Source organism: Alcanivorax sp. IL3, assembly GCF_047495465.1.
Taxonomy (GTDB): domain Bacteria; phylum Pseudomonadota; class Gammaproteobacteria; order Pseudomonadales; family Alcanivoracaceae; genus Alcanivorax; species Alcanivorax jadensis.
On record NZ_CP179931.1, the window covers coordinates 3,032,270 to 3,053,439 of the forward strand.

At 58.4% G+C, this 21,170-nt stretch carries 18 protein-coding genes; 7 read left to right on the top strand and 11 right to left on the bottom strand.

Annotated features, from left to right (window positions below; genetic code table 11):
* Positions 1-106: 106 nt before the first annotated feature.
* Entirely contained in the window at positions 107-1,027 is a 921-nt protein-coding gene (locus ACMG4M_RS14140) for a DUF808 domain-containing protein (protein WP_414430252.1), read from the bottom strand.
* 142 nt (positions 1,028-1,169) lie between these two features.
* Here ACMG4M_RS14140 and ACMG4M_RS14145 point away from each other — a divergent pair, with 142 nt between their 5' ends.
* The 3 genes from ACMG4M_RS14145 (at position 1,170) to ACMG4M_RS14155 (ending at position 3,385) form a co-directional block, all read left to right on the top strand.
* Positions 1,170-1,862, top strand: coding sequence for a 4'-phosphopantetheinyl transferase family protein (locus tag ACMG4M_RS14145; protein WP_273008883.1), 693 nt, complete (start codon positions 1,170-1,172; stop codon positions 1,860-1,862).
* Positions 1,863-2,028: 166 nt separating this feature from the next.
* Positions 2,029-2,643 carry a TetR/AcrR family transcriptional regulator gene (locus ACMG4M_RS14150; protein WP_272975004.1) on the top strand — a complete coding sequence of 205 codons (615 nt, stop codon included), beginning with the start codon at positions 2,029-2,031 and terminating at the stop codon, positions 2,641-2,643.
* Between the two features lie 106 nt (positions 2,644-2,749).
* A complete protein-coding gene (locus tag ACMG4M_RS14155) occupies positions 2,750-3,385 on the top strand; it encodes an endonuclease (RefSeq protein WP_035244912.1) in 636 nt (211 codons plus the stop codon).
* A gap of 133 nt (positions 3,386-3,518) precedes the next feature.
* On the opposite strand, the gene ACMG4M_RS14160 is transcribed toward ACMG4M_RS14155, so the two are convergent.
* The 4 genes from ACMG4M_RS14160 to ACMG4M_RS14175 all read right to left on the bottom strand — a co-directional run bounded on the left by ACMG4M_RS14160 (position 3,519) and on the right by ACMG4M_RS14175 (position 9,402).
* Positions 3,519-5,294: an acyl-CoA dehydrogenase C-terminal domain-containing protein gene (locus tag ACMG4M_RS14160; RefSeq protein WP_273008881.1), complete on the bottom strand. Its 1,776-nt coding sequence runs from the start codon at positions 5,292-5,294 to the stop codon at positions 3,519-3,521.
* Between the two features lie 197 nt (positions 5,295-5,491).
* The gene (locus ACMG4M_RS14165) at positions 5,492-5,863 is read right to left on the bottom strand and encodes a YbaN family protein (protein ID WP_035244914.1); all 372 of its coding nucleotides are present in this window, start codon (positions 5,861-5,863) and stop codon (positions 5,492-5,494) included.
* 102 nt (positions 5,864-5,965) lie between these two features.
* Positions 5,966-7,462, bottom strand: a complete 1,497-nt coding sequence (locus ACMG4M_RS14170) for a DUF945 family protein (protein ID WP_414430253.1) — start codon at positions 7,460-7,462, stop codon at positions 5,966-5,968.
* 143 nt (positions 7,463-7,605) lie between these two features.
* Entirely contained in the window at positions 7,606-9,402 is a 1,797-nt protein-coding gene (locus ACMG4M_RS14175) for an acyl-CoA dehydrogenase C-terminal domain-containing protein (RefSeq protein ID WP_035244916.1), read from the bottom strand.
* A gap of 276 nt (positions 9,403-9,678) precedes the next feature.
* Here ACMG4M_RS14175 and ACMG4M_RS14180 point away from each other — a divergent pair, with 276 nt between their 5' ends.
* Positions 9,679-9,867, top strand: a complete 189-nt coding sequence (locus ACMG4M_RS14180; RefSeq protein WP_035244917.1) for a Trm112 family protein — start codon at positions 9,679-9,681, stop codon at positions 9,865-9,867.
* Positions 9,868-9,880: 13 nt separating this feature from the next.
* Positions 9,881-11,017 (top strand): phospholipase A, encoded by a 1,137-nt coding sequence (locus ACMG4M_RS14185; RefSeq protein WP_414430254.1) that lies wholly within the window; start codon positions 9,881-9,883, stop codon positions 11,015-11,017.
* 303 nt (positions 11,018-11,320) lie between these two features.
* Here the strand turns inward: ACMG4M_RS14185 and ACMG4M_RS14190 are convergent, their stop codons facing one another.
* From ACMG4M_RS14190 to ACMG4M_RS14215, 6 genes are all read right to left on the bottom strand, one after another.
* A complete protein-coding gene (locus ACMG4M_RS14190; protein ID WP_035244918.1) occupies positions 11,321-12,448 on the bottom strand; it encodes a DUF3570 domain-containing protein in 1,128 nt (375 codons plus the stop codon).
* Complete coding sequence (locus ACMG4M_RS14195; protein WP_084573375.1) at positions 12,439-12,660, bottom strand: DUF4266 domain-containing protein; 222 nt, start codon at positions 12,658-12,660, stop codon at positions 12,439-12,441. The genes ACMG4M_RS14190 and ACMG4M_RS14195 overlap by 10 nt, the downstream gene beginning before the upstream one ends.
* An 11-nt stretch (positions 12,661-12,671) precedes the next feature.
* A complete protein-coding gene (locus ACMG4M_RS14200) occupies positions 12,672-13,166 on the bottom strand; it encodes a TlpA disulfide reductase family protein (RefSeq protein ID WP_035244920.1) in 495 nt (164 codons plus the stop codon).
* A gap of 24 nt (positions 13,167-13,190) precedes the next feature.
* Positions 13,191-13,763 (bottom strand): outer membrane beta-barrel domain-containing protein, encoded by a 573-nt coding sequence (locus ACMG4M_RS14205; protein WP_232221976.1) that lies wholly within the window; start codon positions 13,761-13,763, stop codon positions 13,191-13,193.
* Between the two features lie 59 nt (positions 13,764-13,822).
* Positions 13,823-14,566, bottom strand: coding sequence for an outer membrane beta-barrel protein (locus tag ACMG4M_RS14210; RefSeq protein ID WP_414430255.1), 744 nt, complete (start codon positions 14,564-14,566; stop codon positions 13,823-13,825).
* 145 nt (positions 14,567-14,711) lie between these two features.
* Entirely contained in the window at positions 14,712-17,210 is a 2,499-nt protein-coding gene (locus ACMG4M_RS14215) for a hypothetical protein (protein ID WP_414430256.1), read from the bottom strand.
* 313 nt (positions 17,211-17,523) lie between these two features.
* Here ACMG4M_RS14215 and ACMG4M_RS14220 point away from each other — a divergent pair, with 313 nt between their 5' ends.
* Positions 17,524-18,708 (top strand): hypothetical protein, encoded by a 1,185-nt coding sequence (locus tag ACMG4M_RS14220; RefSeq protein ID WP_414430257.1) that lies wholly within the window; start codon positions 17,524-17,526, stop codon positions 18,706-18,708.
* Positions 18,709-18,712: 4 nt separating this feature from the next.
* Positions 18,713-21,163 carry a LamG domain-containing protein gene (locus tag ACMG4M_RS14225; protein ID WP_035244924.1) on the top strand — a complete coding sequence of 817 codons (2,451 nt, stop codon included), beginning with the start codon at positions 18,713-18,715 and terminating at the stop codon, positions 21,161-21,163.
* Positions 21,164-21,170 lie beyond the last annotated feature (7 nt).

Genomic DNA, 21,170 nt, shown 5'->3' on the forward strand with positions numbered 1-21,170 from the left:
TTTCCCGAAACGATCATGCTCACACCCAACAGAGTCTGACGGGGCATGTAAATCGCACGAACACGCTCAGCGCTCGCAATCATTTGATACTCAACGCTTTGACAGCTTATTTATCGAGGAGCTTGCTGATTCCGGAAACCACCATCAGCACGATAGTTCCTGCCAGTACGCCGCCCACCAGGTTGATCAGCAACGGCACCAGCCATGACACGGCTCCCGCCATTTCCTGCAAAGCGTGAATCCAGTCATGAGAGCCGGGAATACCGTGCACCAGAATCCCGCCACCCACCAGGAACATAGCGGCGGTACCAACCACGGACAGGGTCTTCATCAGCCACGGCGCCACCGTCAGAATGGCTTGCCCGAAGGCAATACGGGCCCCTCCAGCGGTACTGTCCGCGGGCGTCTGCATCAGATGCTGGCCGGCATCGTCCAGCTTCACGATGCCCGCTACCAGCGAGTACACGCCCACCGTCATCAATACTGCAATGGCGCAGATAGCCGCCACCTGTACGCCAAAAGTGGCGCTTTGCACTGCCCCCAGAGAAATCACGATGATTTCCGCCGAGAGAATAAAGTCTGTGCGGATTGCCCCCTTGATCTTGGACTTCTCGAAGGCCACCAGATCCACGCTTTCATCGCTCAGCGCCTGCAGGCGATGCTGATGCTCTGCCTCTTTCTCATCTCGACCATGCAGAAACTTGTGGAGCAGTTTTTCACAGCCCTCATAACAGAGGTAAGCGCCCCCTACCATGAGCAGCGGTGTAATCAGCCAGGGCAGGAACACACTGATCAGCAACGCGGCCGGCACCAGAATCAGTTTGTTGACGAAAGATCCCTTGGCCACCGCCCAAACCACAGGCAGTTCCCGGTCTGCTTTCACACCGGACACCTGCTGCGCATTCAGCGCCAGATCATCCCCCAGCACACCGGCGGTTTTCTTTGCTGCCACCTTGGTCATTACCGATACGTCATCGAGAATGGTGGCAATATCATCAAGCAATGCCAGCAAGCTGGTTCCGGCCATGAGACTCTCCTTTCAATAATCAGTACGTCTGTGCGCAGATACCGCACCGAGTCTACCGGCACTTACTTCTCAACGCACCGCGCCCCCTCTTTACGCCGCGAGTTTGCTATAGTGCAGCAAAGCCATCGACAGCCCATAAATCATGCCGGAATATCAGCGCCCACAATGCCTATCCAATATTCATCGCGAGGAAATTGCCGATGGACTGGTCCGTGTTGGCTGCCACTATGAAATCGAAAAATTGCGTGATGACAGCTTCCTGCGGACGGATATTCCTTTACCGGCCTCGCTGACATCTTCGGTCGACAAGCGCAAAACCGAATACCTGGCCGGGCGCTGGTGCGCCCGGGAGGCGCTTCGGATTCTGGGCTTCGAGGGGATTCCGGGCATGGGCGCCGATAGAGCCCCCGTCTGGCCTGGCGGTACCGTAGGCAGTATTACCCACAGCAAGGGCACGGCCGAGGTCATGGTGGCAGATGCCCGGCACTGGCTGGCAGTGGGAGTGGATACCGAGCAATGGCTAACTGCAGAACGCGCAGACCGCCTGTGCCGTGAATTGCTGACCAGCGAGGAAAGGGACAACCTGAAAGGGCTCACCCCGATACAACGGGCGAACCGGATCACCCTGATCTTTTCCGCCAAGGAATGTCTGTTCAAGGCGCTCTACCCCCTGACCGGTAAACGCTTTTACTTCCATGACGCCGCCCGCCGCAACCCGCGCTCACTCACCCTGCTGACAACGCTGACATCGCAATGGAAGCACGGTACCGAGGTGCCCTTTCGCTGGCGAGAACGTCAACAGGGCGTACTCAGCTGGATTGCCTTGCCACGTTAGCCATTCAGCCACTCTTTACCGCGAGCCTTGCGGGATCGATATCACCGACATCACCTTAGCGGCTGCCGACACTCAGCCAAGGCCGGAAAAGCACAATAGACAGGGTTTATTGCTAACACACCGCATGCTCAGTACCATTTCTCAAAATTAACTCTTCGGCCTTTTAATGCAGCAGCAGCCCCTTAGCCAACGCGGCCAGAAACGCCGAGAAGCTATTCTTGAAGCCGCCACCGATGCTTTTCTTCAGCACGGGTATGACGGCACCACTCTGGATATGATCATCACCAAGGCCGGCGGCTCCCGGCGCAGTCTCTATGACTATTTTGGTGACAAGCAAGGACTATTCGGCGCGGTGATTCGTTATCACGCCGACAAGTTGGTCGAAGAAATCCGCTCTATCGATGTCACTGGCATGTCTGCCCGCGAGGGGCTGACGATGCTGGCAAATAACTTTGTGTTCGCCCTGCTGGAGCCGCTCAATCTGGAGTTATACCGCCTACTGATCACCCAGGCCCCGACCTTTCCGGATCTCGGACGCACGGTCTACCAGGCCGGGCCGGAATTACTACTGAGTGAGCTGGAACAATATTTGAAACACCTGCAGCGAGAGGGACAACTGCCTGCCAAGCTGCCTACCCCACACACCGCCCGTCAGTTCCTGGGCATGGTCAAGGCGGAGTTCCAACTATGCGCCCTGCTGGCCCCGGAGCAACTACCACCAAAGAGTGCGATCAGCGCACATGTTCAGGACTGCGTAACATTCTTGTTAGACAACCGTTAGTCCTGCCATTGGCACCTTTCATCACCCCGGTATACATTATAATTAGATGTCACTCTGGCTTTGGGGGCTAAGATGGCAAGAGCAGACATGTGACGGGGCTCACAATATGAATAAGTTTTCACTGGTGCTGCTGGCATTCTTCTTGCCTGTAGCTACCAGCTTTGGCGACACACCTGAGAAGATGTTTCTCGAGCAGGTATACGCCAACGGCGGCAAAACGCTGTATTGCCAGGAAGCGTTCCAGGCCGATGATCGGGTTTCTTTAGAACACATCTATGACGAGCGCCGGCTTGCGCAACATTTCGGCTGCCGAACCAGCCGGTTGTGCCAGAGCAGTCACCAGTTTGTCGAGGTCTCACGGGACCGCCACAGCCTATTTCCGGTAACTCGACATGCAGAGCTTGACCGTCGCCGAACCCTCTTGGGCGATCTGCCAGCCACCACAGCCACGGATCCGCAGTGTGGTTACAAGCAAGCCTTTCAGGTATTCGAGCCACCAAAGTCCGCCAAGGGAGATGTGGCCAGGGCCATGCTGTATCTGTATGACAGATATGACATCCCCTTGCTTGGCACCCTGGAGATGTACCAACGCTGGCACCGGGATGACCCGGTGGACGACGAGGAACGTCGCCGCAACAACGTGATCGAGCAGGTGCAGGGTAACCGTAACCCTTTCATAGATGATCCGAATCGGGCGGATTCACTACAGGGCAGTTCGCCGCTGAATATGCAGTTTCCGTAAGGGCAGCTACGAGCAGCTAGCTTCTAGCTTCAGGAAAGCATCCAGCTAACGATCAGCCTTTTGGCCCCGCGCCACCCCAAAAAAACCGCGCCCGTGAGGGTGCGGTTTTTTGTAGCTCGTAGCTCGTAGCTATTTAGAACAACTCGCCGTCCAGACCCATCATGGTATCCGCGCCACTCTTGATCTGAGCATACAAGGCATGGGCCTTGGGCAGAATGCGCTGGAAGTAGTACTGGCAAGTGATGCGCTTGGCCTTGGCGAAGTCATCATCACGACCATCGGTGGCCGCCAGCATCTGCGCCCACAGCCAGGCGTAGAGCACATAGCCGAACAGGTCCAGATACTCCACTGCGGCAGCGCTGATCGCGTCCGGGTTGTTGCCTGCCTGGGACAGCAGTTCGTCGGTGGCGTCCTTAAGCAGGGTCAGTGCCGCCTGCAGCTCGCTGCTGATGGCAGCCAGTTGGCCATTACCGCTGTTTTCTTCAACCCAGGCCTGGGCATCGGCCAAGAACGCATCCACGGATTTACCGCCGTTACGGGCGACTTTACGGCCCGCCAGGTCCAGCGCCTGAATACCGTTGGTGCCTTCATAGATCTGGGAAATCCGGCAATCGCGCACGAACTGCTCCATGCCCCACTCACGAATATAACCGTGGCCACCGAAGACCTGCTGCCCGGTGATAGTGGTATCCAGACCGCGATCGGTGAAGAAGGCCTTGGCTACCGGTGTCAGCAGGGCCACCCGGTCTTCCGCCTTTTTCTTGGCGTCCGCGTCTTCGCTGAACTTGGCAGTGTCCAGCTGCATGCCCACGTAGGCAGCCAGCGCACGGCCACCCTCATTGATGGCACGCATGTTCATCAGCATGCGCCGTACGTCACCGTGAACAATGATCGGGTCCGCCGGGCCATTGGGATTTTTTGCGCCGGTGGCGCTGCGGCCCTGCAGGCGCTCGCGGGCATAGTCCACCGCGCTCTGGTAGCTCACTTCACCCAGTCCCAGACCCTGCAGGCCGATGGAAAGGCGCTCGTAGTTCATCATGGTGAACATGCAGGCCAACCCCTGGTTCGGTTCGCCGATGATCCAGCCCTTGGCGTCGTCGAAGTTCATCACGCAGGTAGCCGAGCCCTTGATGCCCATCTTGTGTTCGATGGAGCCACAGGTCGCACCGTTGCCCTCACCCGCGTTGTTGTCCGCGTCGGGCAGGAATTTGGGTACCAGGAACAGGGAAATTCCCTTGGAGCCAGCCGGCGCATCCGGCAGCTTCGCCAGCACCAGGTGAATGTGGTTGCTGGTCATGTCGTGCTCACCACCGGTGATGAAGATCTTGGTGCCGGTGATGTTGAAGGAACCGTCGTCGTTGGGCTCGGCCTTGGTGCGCAGAATACCCAGATCGGTACCGGAGTGAGGCTCAGTCAGGCACATGGTGCCGCTCCACTCACCACTGTAGAGCTTGGGCAGGTACTGCTCTTTCAGTTCCTGGCTGGCGTGGGCATCGATGGCCAGGCAAGCGCCGCTGGTGAGCGCTGGGTAGAGGGCGAAGGAGGAACAGGCGCTGTGCATCATTTCCTCGAACAGCACCGCCAGGGACTTGGGCATGCCCTGGCCACCGAATTCCGGATTACCGGAAAACGCGCTCCAGCCATTTTCCGCAAAGGTCTTGAAGGCATCCTTGAAACCGTCCGGGGTGGTCACTTCACCGTCGTTCCAGGTGCAGCCCTGCTCGTCACCGTTACGGTTCAGCGGGAACAGCAGGCCTTCGGTCATCTTGCCCGCTTCTTCCAGAATGGCGTCGGACAGGTCGCGGGTAACCTCGGCGGTGGCAGGCATGGAGGCCCACAGCTGATCCGCTTTGAACACATCGTTGAGAACAAAACGCATGTCCTCGAGGGGCGCTTTATAGGTCGCCATTTGCACATCTCCCGAAAGTTGGCAGGGCGCAAATTTTAGGCAGGCAGGGCCTCAGGTAACAGGGTTATTTGTGACCCGCCGTTCATGGGCGCCGCCACTAACGCAAGAATCACGCTTTGTGGGTGAAATTGGGAACATTGAGGGCTGTTGACGCACTTTTGCCTTCATTTGCGCCGTATTCAAATAAAGCCTTATGCCTATTCCAGCGGCTCCGGTCGGCGCCACATCCACAGCAATACCGCGCAGAGAAACAGCGGCACAGCGATTTTCACGTAATCCGGCGCCGTAGACAGGCTGATCAGGCCGATACTGATTAACATCATGGTGGAGGCGGCGCACTTGGCGCGGCGGGGAATGGCACGCTGTTCGCGCCACTGACGGATGTGGCCACCGTGGCGGGGATGGTGCAACAACCAGTGTTCAAGCTGTGGCCAGCCATGGCTGCCCGCCCAGGCGGCCAGCAACAGAAAGACCACGGTCGGCATACCCGGGACCACCACACCGATCATGCCCAGCAGAACGAACAGGATCGCCGTTGAGCGCCAACAAAGCACCCTGACTGTCTCCATGTCTCCCCTCCTTAGAACAGGCAATCGCCCCGCGAGAGAGTCATTACAGCATGCCCGATTTTCGGGGAATAAAAAAACCCGCCAAACGGCGGGTTTTGCGGATCAATCGACTTGGTAAGCCAACGGATCGTCCAGGGCCGTCTCCGCTTCAGCCGCCTCCGGAGTGCCAGCAGGCCCGGAAACCGCTTTCATGCGCTCCTGCAGCTCTTCAGCGCTCACTAGCTGGCCATTGAGGCTCAGGGCGCCGCCATTGGCGCTGATCACACTGCTCCAGCGCTCGCCCTGCCTTTCCACCACGCCCTGCTCGGCCAGGGCTGTCAGCCTGGCGACGTAGGACGCCGGCACCAGTGACTCGTGCATATCCACGCGCACCTGCACATCCAGCATCTGCTGAATCTGCGCCTCACTGAGTGCCATCAGCTCGTCAGCCGGCAGGTTGTTGCCATCCAGCCCCAGGTAACGGGCCTTGCTGTCGACGGTGAGCTGTCGCTCGCCCTGGTGGTCCACCAGCATCTGCAGTGACAACTCACTGTCACCCGGATGCAGCAGTTGTTCCGCAGCCACCTGGGTCATTTCTGCCAGCAAGGTCTGGATACGAGCCATCTGCTGTTCCATATCCTGCTCGCCATTGCCGGTCAGGGCGCCCATCAGTGCCCGGGTCTGGATTTCATCCATCTCCCGGTTGAGTGCGTGCACCTTGACCAGTGCCTGCCGGTCCAGACCGGCGTAGTCCATACCCAGGTAAGCGCTGTCCATGGGCAGCGGCACCATTGGCCCGCTGATATTCTCCAACCATAAGCGGCTGTCGCCACTAAGCGTATCACCGTGATCCTTACTGTTGCCCTGCAGGGTCAGATCAAACGCCAGCATCGGCTGCTCCCCCTGGGACCAGCGCAACTGCTTGCCGGCCAGGTTAATATCCGCCAGCGGTAATTCACCGCCCAGCATGGCAACGATATCCACGGCGCCAGTGAGTGAATCCACCGCGAAACCCATTTTCGGGGAGGACACATCCAGCCCCTGCAGGGACAGGTAAGTGTTGAGCGGATAGGTATCAGCGGTTGGCCGCAACACGTCCAGCTGCAACTCTTCGAGCACCACCTTGCCCATGGGTGCCTCCAGATTTACCGGCGACACCGCCACCTTCATGGTCAGGCTGCCATCAAAGCCATAGCGGCTGTAACCGGTCACCGGCGGCTTGCCCTGAAAGATCTCATTGACCATGGCCGCCATTTCCGGGGGCAGCTCACTCAGATCCAGGACTTCCTCACTGGCGGCAACCCCCACAAACAGGCCCTCATCGGTCCAGGCGAAGGGACCGTGGTGAATGGTGCTCAGGGAGCAGATTTGCCCGGACAACATCGCCATGTTCGGATTGGATGCCAGCTCGCCCTGGGCGATCAGGCAGGTCACCGCCTCGGACCGAAACAGCCCGCGATCATAACGAAGCACGTCAAAGACAATATCGCTCTGCCCCGGAATCACTTCCAGGCCGGCCACTTCGTCGCGAACCAGCGTCTCGGCGCGCATGCCCACATAAAACGTGGCCCCCAGCCACGCCACAACCAGCACCACAATCAGTGCAACAACCTTCTTCATGGATATATCCCCCTCATCCCTGTGACGTCTTTTTTGTGTCGACACTATAACGAAAAACCACCGTTTACGTAGCCTGGGCGGTTTTCAGGCAAAAAAAAGCCCGCCGAACAAGGGCGGGCTTTTTTTCTGGCACTGACGCCGGATCAGAACGCGAAGTGTTCTGCGTCCAGTTCCATCAGGCAGTCCAGGCCGCCTTCGATGGCGCCCTTGTGACCGGCCGCACGCGGCAGGATGCGCTTGAAGTAGAACTTGGCCGTGCTGATCTTGGCCTTGTAGAAGTCCTCATCACCAGCACCGGATTCCAGCGCAGCGTGTGCCACGGCTGCCATGCGGGCCCACAGGTAGGCCAGGGTCACGTAGCCGGAATACATCAGGTAATCCACGGAAGCGGCACCCACATAATCCGGATTCTGCATGGCCTGCATGCCGATGGCCTGGGTCAGCTCGCCCCATTCCTTGTTGTAAGCGGCCAGCGGCTCCAGCAGTTCCTTCAGGTCCGCATTGTCCGCGTTGGTTTCGCCGAACTTGTGCACGACCTTGGTGAAGTTACGCAGGGCCTGACCCTGGGTCATCATGACTTTACGACCCAGCAGATCCAGCGCCTGAATGCCGGTGGTGCCTTCGTACAGGGTGGAGATACGCGCATCACGCACGTTCTGTTCCATGCCCCATTCACGGATAAAGCCGTGGCCACCGTAGATCTGCACACCGTGGTTGGCCGCTTCCAGACCGGCTTCGGTCACGAACGCCTTGGCGATTGGCGTCAACAGGGCCATCAGATCGTCGGCTTCCTTGCGGGCCGCCTCATCTTTCTCCAGCTTCACCTTGTCACCCAGCTGGGCGCACAGGTACACCAGTGCACGACCACCTTCGGCGAACGCCTTGGAAGTCAGCAGCATACGACGCACGTCCGGGTGAACGATGATCGGGTCGGCGGGGCCTTCCGGGTTTTTCGGGCCGGACAGGCTGCGCATGGCCAGACGATCCTTGGCGTAGGTCAGGCCACCCTGGAAACCCAGCTCGGCATGGGCAACACCCTGAATGGCGGTACCCAGACGGGCAAAGTTCATAAAGGTGAACATGCAGTTCAGGCCTTTGTTTTCCGGGCCGATCAGGTAACCGGTGGCGCCGTCGAAGTTCATTACGCAGGTGGCGGATGCCTTGATGCCCATCTTGTGTTCGATGGAACCACAGGTCACCGCATTGCGCTCGCCCACACCGCCGTTGCCGTCGGTGAGAAACTTGGGAACGATGAACAGGGAAATACCCTTGGTGCCTTTGGGCGCATCAGGCAGGCGAGCCAGTACGATATGGACGATGTTCTCGGCCATGTCATGCTCACCAGCAGAGATAAAGATCTTGGTGCCGGTGATGCTGTAGGAGCCGTCAGCGTTGGGCTCGGCCTTGGATTTCAGAATACCCAGGTCAGAACCACAGTGGGGTTCGGTCAGGCACATGGTGCCGGTCCACTCACCGCTGGTCAGCTTCGGCAGGTAGCCATTTTTCTGCTCGTCGGTACCGTGCTCTTCAATGGTCGCCACCGCACCGTGGGACAGGCCCGGGTACATGCTCCAGGACCAGTTGGCGGTACCGGTCATTTCAGAGATAGCGATGCCAGCGGAGCCGGGCAGGCCCTGACCGCCGAATTCCGGATCGCCGCCCATGGCCGGCCAACCACCTTCCACATACTTGGCGTAGGCTTCCTTGAAACCTTTCGGCGTGGTTACCACACCGTTGTCGAAACCACAGCCTTCCTCATCACCGGAACGGTTCAGGGGAGCCAGCTCGTTTTCGGAAAACTTGGCGCCTTCTTCCAGAAAGGCATTCAGCAGTTCGCTGTTGATCTCTTCCAGACCCAGACCCTGGTAGTGGCCGTCCATGTCCAGGACTTCATTCAGTACAAAGCGCATATCGCGCAGGGGAGCCTTGTAATCCGGCATCTCAAATCTCCCTAAAGAAACGGTGACAATGAGGCGGGCCATGGGCCCGCCATAATTTGGGACGCTAATCTTAGGTCAGGGCTCCTGCACCGCTCTACCCCTATTTGTGACCCGTGAGTCAAACAAGCGTTTGAAACTACCGTTTGCCTCTCTAGTTAACTGTTTTAACAGCTTTTTCGTAAAAAAAGGCCGGAGTTGCGGCGGTATCCTCTCCCCTGCCGTGGACATTGGGTATACTCGCCGAAGACTGCTGAATGACTGCTTAGGAACCCGCCAATGATTGATACCAACCTGCTAGACATCCTGGTTTGCCCGGTCAGCAAGGCACCCCTGATCTATGACGACAAGGCCGGCGAACTCAAGTGCAAGGCCAGTGGTCTGGCCTATCCGGTGCGTGACGGTATTCCCGTCATGCTGGAGGATCAGGCTCGCTCAATGAGCAACGAGGAAGTCAGCAACCTGTAACCGGATGCTGGCCGTGCCAGACGGAAATATCGGCAACGTAAAGGATCACCGCATGTACAAGTCCCTGGTGCTGGCCCTGACATTGATCAGCGCCTCTCTCTGTGTCGCCACCCTCCATGCCGAAGAAAGCCCGCAAGCATCCGAACGTGAGAAAGAGGAAAATGCCCAGGCATCAGACAGTGATAGTACCCCGGTGCCGGATGAATCAACGGAGGCCATGAGCAAAACCCAGCAGCAGAACGATTGCCTGTTGCGAAGTGCTCAGACTGCCAATGAGCAGGTCACCCTGAAAGAGCTGCGCGGCTGGTGCCAGAACGGCGAAGAACTGCCCGGGGATCGCACCAACGAGGATGCCCTGCGCGCCCGCCTGGCGCTGGAAAACACCACCCGAGGCAACCCCTTTGTGATTACCCCGCACCGCCGCAATTACCTGCTGCCGTACAGCTACTGGTCCAACCGCCAGTGGAATGACCCCGACAAGGATGACCGGGACCTGCAGCCCAACGAGGTGAAGTTCCAGCTCTCACTCAAGGCGCCCCTGAAGGAAAACATCGTCGACGATGTGACCTTGTGGATGGCGTTCACCGGTACCTTCTTCTGGCAGGCCTACAACAGCGAGATCTCCGCGCCGTTTCGGGAAACCAATTACGAGCCGGAAATCTTTATTTCCAAGCCTATCGACTGGCAGATTGGCCCACTGGATTCCGAACTGCTGGTGGCCGGCTTCAACCACCAATCCAATGGCCGCGATGTGCCGGTGTCGAGAAGCTGGAACCGGGTGTTCATGAATTACGTCTTCAAGACCGGCGACTATTACTGGTCCGTGAAACCCTGGTACCGGATTCCCGAAGAAGAGAAAGACGACCCCCTGGAGACCTCCGGTGACGATAACCCGGACATCGAAAAGTTCATGGGCAATTTCGAGCTGGAAGTAGCCTACCCGTTCCGCAACCACGTACTGGAACTGATGGTGCGTAACAACTTGCGCTCCGACAACAAGGGCGCCGGCCGCATCAACTATTCTTTCCCGCTCAGCAAGCGTTTCAAGGGGCTGGTTCAGGTGTTCAGTGGCTATGGGGATTCGCTGATCAACTACGACGATTACGAAAACCGTTTCAGCTTCGGGATTTTGCTGACCGACTCGTTGTAAGAGACAACGCCGGAAAAATTTTGCAGGAGCGCCGCTCGCGGCGCGATTCAGGCGAAAGAACCGGGCTTCGCTGTAGGAGCCATGCTTGCATGGCGAACCGAGCGTAGCGAGGCGGCAGAGATCAACCTAGCCGCCATTCTTTTCTGAAACCTGTCGAGCTCTGAGACTCCTGATCTCCCTCCGGCCGATTTCCGCGCAAGCGCGGTTCGCCATGCAAGCATGGGCTCCTACCGCGGCTTCGTAGAAATACCGAGGTCCCAGGAACTTTCCATCCTTTCCCTATCCAACCAGCGTAGCTCGTAGCTAATACCACAACGTAAACAGCAGTCGGGTTACCGTGGCATCAAAGCTGTACAGCGGTTCGGTGCCCGGGGTGGAAGCGACGCGAATGTCGCGGAAATTCTCGTAGTCAAAGCTGAAGCGATCCACCCACAGATTCAGCCCCGCCCGGTCGAAGGTGTCCCAGTTTGATTTGCTGAATTCGAAGCCAATCCCCACCCCCACCACGGTAGAGCTGAATTCGCTGAGTTCCTTGTCTCTGGCAAGAAAATTCTGGGCATTCTGGAATGGAAATAGATCCGCATAAAAATCCGCCTGGCCTTGCTGGTAGGCCCGGTAACGCCCTTCCAGAGTCCACTTTCCTCCCAGCGGCTGTATCAGCTTCAATTGCCAGCTATTGGCATCAATACCCCAGGAATCGTTATACAGCCGGTACTCGCCATGCAGGCCGGCCCGCCAGGGCAAGTAGTAGGACAGCCGTAACGAGGTAGCTTCACTGGTACGGGTTTCTGGATAGCGCTCCGGCTCAAAGCTGTAATTGCCACCACCCGTCAAATAACGCACGGAGCGGTAGGGATTGTTCAGGTAGCCTTCATCGGTGATCAGCTCATGGCCCAGGCTAGCCCTCAGATTGCGGGTCAGAATCTGCGATATATTGATCCGAAAATGCTGCCGATCGGCTTCTTCAGCGAAGGTATTATCATCACTTCGAAACACTTCATCCCAGCCTTTCGAATAGCCAAAGCTCAGGGTTGTCAGATCGCCAAAGAAATCCTGGCTCATGTCAAAGTGTACCGAGTTCGCCTCGAAATCATTTTCTTCGCTGTTGGCGTAACTTAACGAATAGATGGCCTTGCCATGCAGATAATCCACGCCAACACTTTTCTCCGTGCGCTCTTCTGAGTAAGGACTGGCACTGACCAGCACATCAATGGAAGCAGCGGAGACTTCATCCACATAATAATTGGCATGCACCGCTACCTTGTCGGCCACCGACTTTCTTACCAGCACCGACGGGCCATTGATTTTCATACCGCCCCCCTCGTACTGGTGGTACAGCACATCAAGCCGATCCTCCGGCAATACCGAGGCTTGCAACAACGCGCTTGAACAGATCAGCACTCCCACCAGCAACGTACGCATCAGTTGCATCCGCAGCCTCCACCGGCACTGCCTTCCGCCCCACGCATGCTTTCCCGCGCCTGATGCACATGGCCCATGTAGCTTTCCGCCACCGGGTGGGCAGACACGTTCATCACCGGGTCCGCCAGGCGGGCACGCTCGTAGGGCTTTAGCCAGGGTTTTACGGCACAGCCGCTGGCGGTGAACGCCAGCAATAGCACAAGACCGGAGAGACGCATCATTCCCACTCCATTCATTCCAGCACCAGCGCCTTCACCTGGTCTTCGTATTTATCCATATAGCCGTCCTTGTAACCACGATGGTGATGACGGACCACACCATTACGGTCAATCAGTACGGTGGTGGGCATGGCATCCACGCCATAGGTTTCACTGGTACTGTTCTGCGGATCAAACAACACCGGGAAGGTCACCGGAATCTTGTCCAAAAGACGATCCGCCTGGTCACGATTCTCATCCAGGTTAACGCCCAGCACGGTGAAGCCGTAGTCGCGATACTCCTGATAAAGATCGTCCAGCAACGGCATTTCGGTACGGCAGGGTCCGCACCAGGAGGCCCAGAAATTCAACAGAATCACGGTTCCCCGCTGCTCGCTTAGCTTCAGGTTGCTGCCATCCAGGGTCTTGAGCGTAAAGTCCGGTGCTGGCGCACCTTCCTCTGCGGCAAGCGCATTGCTGGAAAAAATCAGCGCCAACGCGCCTATCACTAGCATCAGTGTCTTTTTCATTATTGCTCCCCCCATTTCTTATTTTCAGAAAAACAGACTGACACCCGCGGTCAGCTCCAGATTGTGCGTGGTCTTATCCTCGCCAAGCACATCCAGATTAAAGATATGGTCTTTCATATCCACCCGCACGGCGATCAAATCATTGACCAGCAGGCGGTAACCCACACCGACCCCCAGGGTGAAATGCTCTTCGCCGGCGAAATCGGTAATCCCGGCTCCACCAAGCAGATAAAGGGCGTTATTGAACGTTCGTCCGCCAGACAGAAAGGCCTCGCCGGGTAGCAGGTTGTACCCCACCGACGCCTGGTAATAAGTGAACTCACGCTCATCATCATTCAGCAGACGCACCCCCGCATTAAGGGTTTCGAAACTGGTTTCTCCAGCCTCGGCGCGGCCCAGCACTGCCTCGAAGAACACATCCTCGGACAAGTGATAGTCCAGCCGCACGCCCACCACTGGCTGAGCACCAAAATCTTCAATCGAGAGAATGCCTGCGTACACACCCGCCTCGAAGTTTTCGCTATCGATATCCGCTTCCTTGATACGACGCCGCTCGATTTGCGGATCCAGTACCGATTCCGGGTCTGCGTCGCGCACAGCGGATATATCGTCTGCCGTTTCAGCTATTGCTACTGCCGGGAGTAATAGAGGCAGGATCAGAAAAGCAGGGAGAAACCGAGTTTCCATTCTTCCAGATTCCGGTTGTCGTTTTCTTCGGTGAACAGCACATAACTTCGGTATTCACCCCGTAATACAAAACCGCGAGCCAGGTAGGCCTTCAGCCCGGCGCCGGCAAAAGCCAGCGTTTCGTCACGATTTTCCGGGCGCACCAATGTCGCCCGGGGTTCAATACTGGCGCGGCCGGTTCCCAGCATCGTATAGGGAGAGATTCTCCAGCGCGGAAACAGCTGATGCTGAAGGTTGAAATCAATCAGTTTGGTATTGGAAAAATTCCCACTGGCCTGGGTAAACATCGCCTCGGCAGTGAGGTTTCCTGTGAACCGGTAGCCAAGCCCCACCGCCAGCGAGGTGACACCTTCAAGTTCTCCCGCCAGCACCGATGCCTGCCAGTGCCCACCAGTAAAATCCTCGTGACCCAGATTCTGCAGTTCCGGTGTCTCACCGCTGCCGTCCAGGGTAGACAGTAACGCCTTGCGAGGCACCCAGCCGATGCGGCCACGGGCGGTTTCAACCTTGATCCAGCCGGCGCGCTGGAACAGCAGGGTCAGCGGCGCATGGCGCTCTACCACATGGAAAACCGGGTAACCGCGACCGGGCCCGGTATGGATATCCACATAGGGCTCCGCAACCTTGACTTGCAAGGGAGGTGACGGTTCGGATGAAACCGCTTTTACCGGTAACAGCACCAGCATGGATAACAACACAACTACAAGGCGCAACGGGTGCGTCTCCCCTTTCAATCGGACATCAAATAAGCCCGGCATGTCGATTCCGGGCTTGTTTTCATGGCAAGACTTTTACGCCATTCGCCTTGCGAACAAGGCTCCAACGGCACCAGTCAGGTTATCCAGACTTGGCGCTTTATCAGTTTTCGGGCACCCGGAACGGGTCGTTATAGAGCTGCGCCCCAAGATCGGCCCATTCCGCCAGCAACCGCAATTCTTCCACCTTCAGCCAGTCGTCATGGGCACCGCCCTGTACAAAGATATCAAAGAATGCGTCGGAATTGCGCGCCTGGCCAGCCCGAATAAGTGCCGAGACCGGCACGGTTTCCGTCACCGGAACAGGATTACCCATGTTATCCAGAATCAGCTCGCCGTCTTCATCAGTTTGGTAAACCACATTGCCTTCACCGTCAGTGACGATCTCCAGCCGGTCGACCAAGGCGCCGTCTTCCAGCACCAGCTCGTTGTCATTGAACAGCAGTTCCCGGTAGCTGGTGGGCTGTAACGGCTGATCTGCAGACGCCTCACCAGTGAGCTCCAGCTGCGCCGGCGGCACCTGCAACGCATTCATGGCATCCCGGCGATTATGGCAAGAAGAACAGGTAACATCCTGCAGGCTGCCACCCACGTCCGCCTGGCGTGGCAGATCCCAAAGCGGCTGAATGTGGTCCTGATAATGAATCACCGTGCGGCATTCCGCCTGCCATTGCTGCTGACAGGGCACCGGGGCAGGCGCCAGTGTCTGCAGGTCCGCATAGGCCAGCAACAGGTCTTCAGCCGGAGCCGGATCGCTCCAGGCATCAAAGCCGCGCATATCAATGGCCGGGATTTCCCGTTCCGGATAGAGCCGGGTGAGCGCCTGAGCCATGGTTTCGCCGGCATCGGCAAACCCGACCACATCGGTGCGGGTATTTGGGAAGGGCTGCCCGGTCAGGGGAGCACCCGCATTGATCGAAGGTGCCATGCCATCAGTACGGCCATGGGGCAACGGCGAATTGTTGGCGTGGCAGCCCTGGCATTGCAGGGTTTCGCCCGGGCGCAGATTGATCCATGCACCATGGCGGCTGTACACCGCCTTGCCCGTGGCATCGACCAATTGCAGGCCCAGCGGCGCGTCAGCGGGTACCCGCGCTCGCACCGAGCCGTCCGGCTCTACCGGCACATAGCCGACAATTTCGCGCATGCCGAAATTAGCCGCCCGCCCGAACTGGGCTCCGGCGATATCCCGGACATCCTCGTCGGGGATCAACACGCCCTTGGTAATCCGCAGAAAACGCACCTGCCGCTCTTCCGGGGCCACCAGGGAAGGATCCCGGAACTGCTCGAGCGTGGAAATACCGGGAAGCCGAGGGTTATTGAAACTGACAAACCGGCTATCCATGTCGTAGACACTGCGAATATCCAGTCGCGCCAGGTTGTCTTCAGCGAGGGCATCGTCCCGCTCATTGGCCACGGCCTGCGTTGGCAGGGTTCGCGACGTTGCCACAGCCAGTTCTGTGACCCAGAGATTCGCCTGCGGGGTGACCACTGGCCGCTGAGTTCCCTCGGCCGGGTCCAGAATCCATAGACCGAAGGCAGGCGGTGCTTCCGGCAGTCCCTGATTTAGATACTCGGCGGTACAGGGCCGCAGGGTTTGCCCCTCCCGCAAGCGACAGGGAGACCAGGCGATCAAAAAACGACCGGAGCCATCATCCATGCTCACCAAATCCGCCAGTCGCCCTTCCACCGCCACGGCATCACCCAAAGAGCTGGCCGGGCCCGGCAACGCCTGCTCTGCCTGACTACCAACCCGACCAAACAGCGGGCCCTCACGATTCACGAAGTTGCCAATATCGATGGCCAGCGGCTGCATCTGCCCGGCTCCGGCCTCGCGCAAACGTGCAGCGGTGAGCAGACGACCATCGCCCATGAGCGAGAGGGGCAGGAATTCCCGAGTGCGATTATTACCGGCGTCATGGCTATCGGCACCGTATAGGGGGGTAAGCCCGGTTCCGTCCGGGTTAACCCGGTACAGATCAAAGCGGTTTTCATTATCCTTGTTATCCCAGCGCAGGAAGATCACCCGCCCATCGCGGCCCACCAGGGGCGCCACATCATGGCTCATATTGAAGGTGATCTGCTCAATCTCCACGCCGTCCGCACTCATCACGTGCAGGGCGAAGGCATAAGTATCACGGCCTTCTTCCAGCGGGGTGAACTGGGGCTTGCCCTCATCCAGCAACCTGGCCCGGGCCTGGCGCTGGCGGGTTGAGGCAAACACGATACGGCCATCGGGCAAATAGGCCGGATAGCGATCCTGGCCTTCTTCTGCGCGCAGGTCGCTGCTGATCAGCCGTCGCGCGACGCCCGTTTGAAAATCATATTCCCACAGGTTCCAGGTAGGCTGCTCATCCTCATCTGCATCGACAATTTCCGGCGCCCGAGCGGAAAATAGCAGACGACTGCCGTCGTAGCTCATGGTGAGATCACGGACGTCGTGGCCGGAACCGAAGATCGTCGTGGAGACATCACGAGTCACAGCACGGGAGGAAGCGCTGTCACGCACCATCAGCCTGGCCCCGGCCTGGAACGCTGCCGGTTCTTCCAGGGACTCAACCACAATCTCACCGTCGTCATCCCTGGGCAGCGAACGCTGCACATACGCCACCGGGATATCGGTTACCGTGGGGTCCTTCTGCTGATCCCCCCGTCCATGCCTCCGCAGCCGCTTATCCCCACAAGCAGGCCCAGCAGGACAGGTACCCTCATTATTTTCACCGTTCGTCCGTTTTTTTCTGGTTTGTGTCAGTATCGCGAATCTGTTGTTGATTTTCTGGGCCCCAATTCACAGAGCCTGATGCAGAATGTCATGGACAATGATTGCGGGAAACGGGAAATCTGTTAAACGGTCGATCTGTACTGCCAATCAATGACAGACGGACGACACCGTATCAAAGAAAAAGGATACAGCCATGAAAGGCTATCGGGGGATATTTCTGGTGACGCTGGCTCTCAGCTTGCCTGTGACAGGCATGGCCAACAGTCGCGACCAGGCACAACGCATTCACAATCGTCTGGCGGGTGTACCGGCGGATGCTGCCACGCTCACTACCATGGCCAACCTGATCCAGGGCAACCCTACCAGCGGCCCCCGTGACGCGGCGGAACTGGCCATGGACCACCCGGCGTTCTATAACGTCACTGTCAAGCAGTTCGCCACACCGTGGACCAATGAGGCCCAGGATGTGTTCGCGCCATTGAATGACTATACCGCCACGGTAATCGGTGCCATTCGCGATGATCTGGACTTTCGGCGAATCCTCTACGATGACCTGCTTTACGTGGGCAACGTCACCCCAGCGGCGTCTGCGGACAGCAATGCCCATTACCGCAACCTGGAGAGTCAGCACGCCAATCTGGCCGATGTGCTTTCCGCCAGCAGCCAGGCCAGCCAGTACGGCACGCCGTCACAGGCCGTTGCCGGGGTGCTGACCACCCGTGCCGCTGCCAACGCCTTTTTCTATGCCGGCACCAACCGGGCCATGCTGCGCTTCACCCTGATGAACCATCTCTGTCGTGACCTGGAACAGGTGCAGGACACCACTCGCCCCTCCGACCGCATCCGTCAGGATGTCAGCCGCAGCCCCGGCGGCGACAGCCGTATTTTCCGCAACAACTGCATCAGCTGTCACAGCGGCATGGACCCGCTGGCCCAGGGCTTTGCCTACTACGACTGGGAAGGCCCGCAGGAAGGCGATGGTGGCCGCATGGTCTACAACACCAGCGCCGATCCGGATACCGGCACCCGGGTGCAGGGCAAATATCTGATCAACAGCAACAACTTCCCCTGGGGGTACATCACCCCGGACGACAACTGGGACAACTACTGGCGAAAAGGCCCGAATGCCAACCTGGGCTGGGACCCGAATCTGAACGGCAGTGGCAGCGGCGCCGCCAGCCTGGGCCGAGAACTGGCCCACAGCGACGTGTTCGCCACTTGCCAGGCGGAAAAGGTTTTTCAGGCGGTGTGCCTGCGCAAACCCGCAGACAGTGCCGACACCTCTCAGCTTGAGAACATGACGAGCCAGTTCAAAAACGATAACTACCGCATGAAGACGCTGTTTGCCGATGCGGCCACCTACTGCATGGGGGACTGAGGCGATGCGATACTTACCACTTGCCAGCGCTCTCCTGGCCGCGTTGATCAGCGGCTGTGGCGGCAGCAGCAGCGGCTCCGACACCACCCCGAACGTTAACAATGGGGGCGGCAACAACAACGTCAACTACGACGGCCCTGCACCACGCAATGCTGACGTCTCCGCTTTCAAGATCTATATCTGGAACAATATGGTCAGCGAGCAGCGCTGCGGCGCCTGTCACCGCGATCAGCAGCCTGCCTTCCTGCAGACCGGCGATATCAACCAGGCCTATGCAGCAGCCAACCCGCTGATCAACCTTAACCAGCCAGCGTCCTCGCAGATGGTGCAGAAAGTCGCCGGTGGGCATAACTGCTGGGAATCTGATTCGCAATTCTGCGCCGATCAGATCAGTACCTGGATCAGCGCCTGGGCTGGCGAAAGTCTGGGGCTGGGGGGCGGCACCACGGAACTGGAAGAACCGCCGATCAAGGACCCGGGCAACAGCAAGAATTTCCCCCAGGACCCGAGCCTGTTCCAGACCCATGTATATCCGTTGCTGGACGACCATTGCAGCGACTGTCACCAGAGTGATGCCAACACCCCCCAGGGCCCCTATCTGGCTGCAGATGATGTGAACGAGGCATACACGGCCGTGCGCAGCAAGATCGACCTGAACAGCCCGGAATTGAGCCGTCTGGTAGAGCGTCTCGGTGAAGACAGCCATAACTGCTGGAGCGATAACTGCGACAGTGATGCCCTGGCCATGGAAAATGCCATTCGCGCCATGGCGAACGCCATTGTCCCTACCGCCCCCGATAACGATCTGGTGCTGAGCAAATCACTCAATGTGGACGATGGCACCCTGGCCGCCGGCGGCGGCCGTTACGAGAGCAACATCATCGCCCGCTATGAATTCAAGACCGGGGAAGGCCTCACCGCCTTCGACAGCTCCGGAGTAGACCCGTCCATCCACCTGCAATTCAATGGCGACGTCACCTGGGAAGGCGGCTGGGGCATTCGTCTCAACAACGGCAAAGCCCAGGGCAGCACCGCCACCAGCAAGAAGCTCAGTGACATGATCCGCACCACCGGCGAACTGACCCTGGAAGCCTGGCTGGTGCCCGCCAGCACCGGCCAGGATGATGCCCATATCATCAGTTACTCCGCCGGCCCGGATGCCCGCAACCTGACACTGGCGCAAAGCGGCAGCAATTATCAGCTGTTCCAGCGTATCGGCGAAGCCACTGACGGCAACGGCGAACCGGTGCTGGAAACGGCTGACGATCCGCTGCAGGCCAGCCTGCAGCACGTGGCGGTGACCTTCGACCCGGTAAACGGCCGACAGATCTATATCAATGGTGCCCGCAACGGCGCCACCGATCCGGTCATCCCCGCCCTGCTCAACACCTGGGATGACACCTTCGCTTTAGTCCTGGGCAACGAAGCCTCCAGTGACCGCCCCTGGGAAGGGGTAATCCGTTTCGCCGCCATCCATAACCGGGCACTCACTGAAGAACAGATTCGCACCAACTTCGACGCCGGCGTCGGCGAGCGTTATTTCCTGCCCTTCTACATCGGTCATCTGATCGACCAGCCCGGCGCCTATGTGGTGTTCGAAGTGTCCCGCTTCGATAACTTCAGCTACCTGTTCGCCGCGCCCTACTTCATCAACCTGGAGCAGGACATCGTCAGCGAAGAAGTCCCCCTGGCCGGCCTACGTCTGGGCATCAATGGACAGGTACCGGATGTGGCACAAGCCTTCGCCACCCTGGACACAGAGATCGGCGGCGACGGCTACAGCGAACAGGGAGAAACCCTGTCCCGCCTGGGCACCTTGCTGCCGGTGGAGCAGGGCCAGGACAACGATGAATTCTTCCTGACCTTCGAGCGGCTGGGTAGCCATACCCATGTGCACACTGAACCGCAGCCCTTGCCGTTGACCCCTAACGAATACGGCGAACAACCACTGGCAGGGCTACGCAACTTTGCCGAAATCAACGCCACCATGAGTGTGCTTACCGGAGTACCAGAGGGTTATGGAGACGTGCCGGACACCTATCAGCGCCTGCGCACCCAGCTTCCCAGCGAGGAAAACATTGAAGCCTTCCTCACTGCTCATCAGGTCGGCGTGGCGCAGCTGTCGATCGAGTACTGCAACGCCCTGGTGGAAGCCGAGCGCACCAATGATGGCAGCATCACACCCCTGTTCTCAGGGCTGAACTACAACGTTGGTGCCGACACCATTACCCAGCAACAATGGCGGGACTGGGTCATTTCACCATTGTTTGAACGCATGGTCGGCAACGGCCAGGCGGATCAGCCAGCCCGGGCCGATGTGGAGGGGGAACTGGAAAGCCTGCTGTTCAACACCAATCTGACACAGTGCAGCAGTGACTGCGTGGAACGCACCGCCACCGCGGCAAAGGCGGCCTGTGCCGCCATGCTGGGCAGTGCCACCATGCTGATGCAATAAGGGGAAA

What these genes read in the sequence shown, in the direction of transcription:
- ACMG4M_RS14140 (WP_414430252.1), bottom strand. Translation starts at nt 1,027, where the DNA reads ATGGCCGGAACCAGCTTGCTGGCATTGCTTGATGATATTGCCACCATT.
- ACMG4M_RS14145 (WP_273008883.1), top strand. Translation starts at nt 1,170, where the DNA reads ATGCCGGAATATCAGCGCCCACAATGCCTATCCAATATTCATCGCGAG.
- ACMG4M_RS14150 (WP_272975004.1), top strand. Translation starts at nt 2,029, where the DNA reads ATGCAGCAGCAGCCCCTTAGCCAACGCGGCCAGAAACGCCGAGAAGCT.
- ACMG4M_RS14155 (WP_035244912.1), top strand. Translation starts at nt 2,750, where the DNA reads ATGAATAAGTTTTCACTGGTGCTGCTGGCATTCTTCTTGCCTGTAGCT.
- ACMG4M_RS14160 (WP_273008881.1), bottom strand. Translation starts at nt 5,294, where the DNA reads ATGGCGACCTATAAAGCGCCCCTCGAGGACATGCGTTTTGTTCTCAAC.
- ACMG4M_RS14165 (WP_035244914.1), bottom strand. Translation starts at nt 5,863, where the DNA reads ATGGAGACAGTCAGGGTGCTTTGTTGGCGCTCAACGGCGATCCTGTTC.
- ACMG4M_RS14170 (WP_414430253.1), bottom strand. Translation starts at nt 7,462, where the DNA reads ATGAAGAAGGTTGTTGCACTGATTGTGGTGCTGGTTGTGGCGTGGCTG.
- ACMG4M_RS14175 (WP_035244916.1), bottom strand. Translation starts at nt 9,402, where the DNA reads ATGCCGGATTACAAGGCTCCCCTGCGCGATATGCGCTTTGTACTGAAT.
- ACMG4M_RS14180 (WP_035244917.1), top strand. Translation starts at nt 9,679, where the DNA reads ATGATTGATACCAACCTGCTAGACATCCTGGTTTGCCCGGTCAGCAAG.
- ACMG4M_RS14190 (WP_035244918.1), bottom strand. Translation starts at nt 12,448, where the DNA reads ATGCAACTGATGCGTACGTTGCTGGTGGGAGTGCTGATCTGTTCAAGC.
- ACMG4M_RS14195 (WP_084573375.1), bottom strand. Translation starts at nt 12,660, where the DNA reads ATGATGCGTCTCTCCGGTCTTGTGCTATTGCTGGCGTTCACCGCCAGC.
- ACMG4M_RS14200 (WP_035244920.1), bottom strand. Translation starts at nt 13,166, where the DNA reads ATGAAAAAGACACTGATGCTAGTGATAGGCGCGTTGGCGCTGATTTTT.
- ACMG4M_RS14220 (WP_414430257.1), top strand. Translation starts at nt 17,524, where the DNA reads ATGAAAGGCTATCGGGGGATATTTCTGGTGACGCTGGCTCTCAGCTTG.
- ACMG4M_RS14225 (WP_035244924.1), top strand. Translation starts at nt 18,713, where the DNA reads ATGCGATACTTACCACTTGCCAGCGCTCTCCTGGCCGCGTTGATCAGC.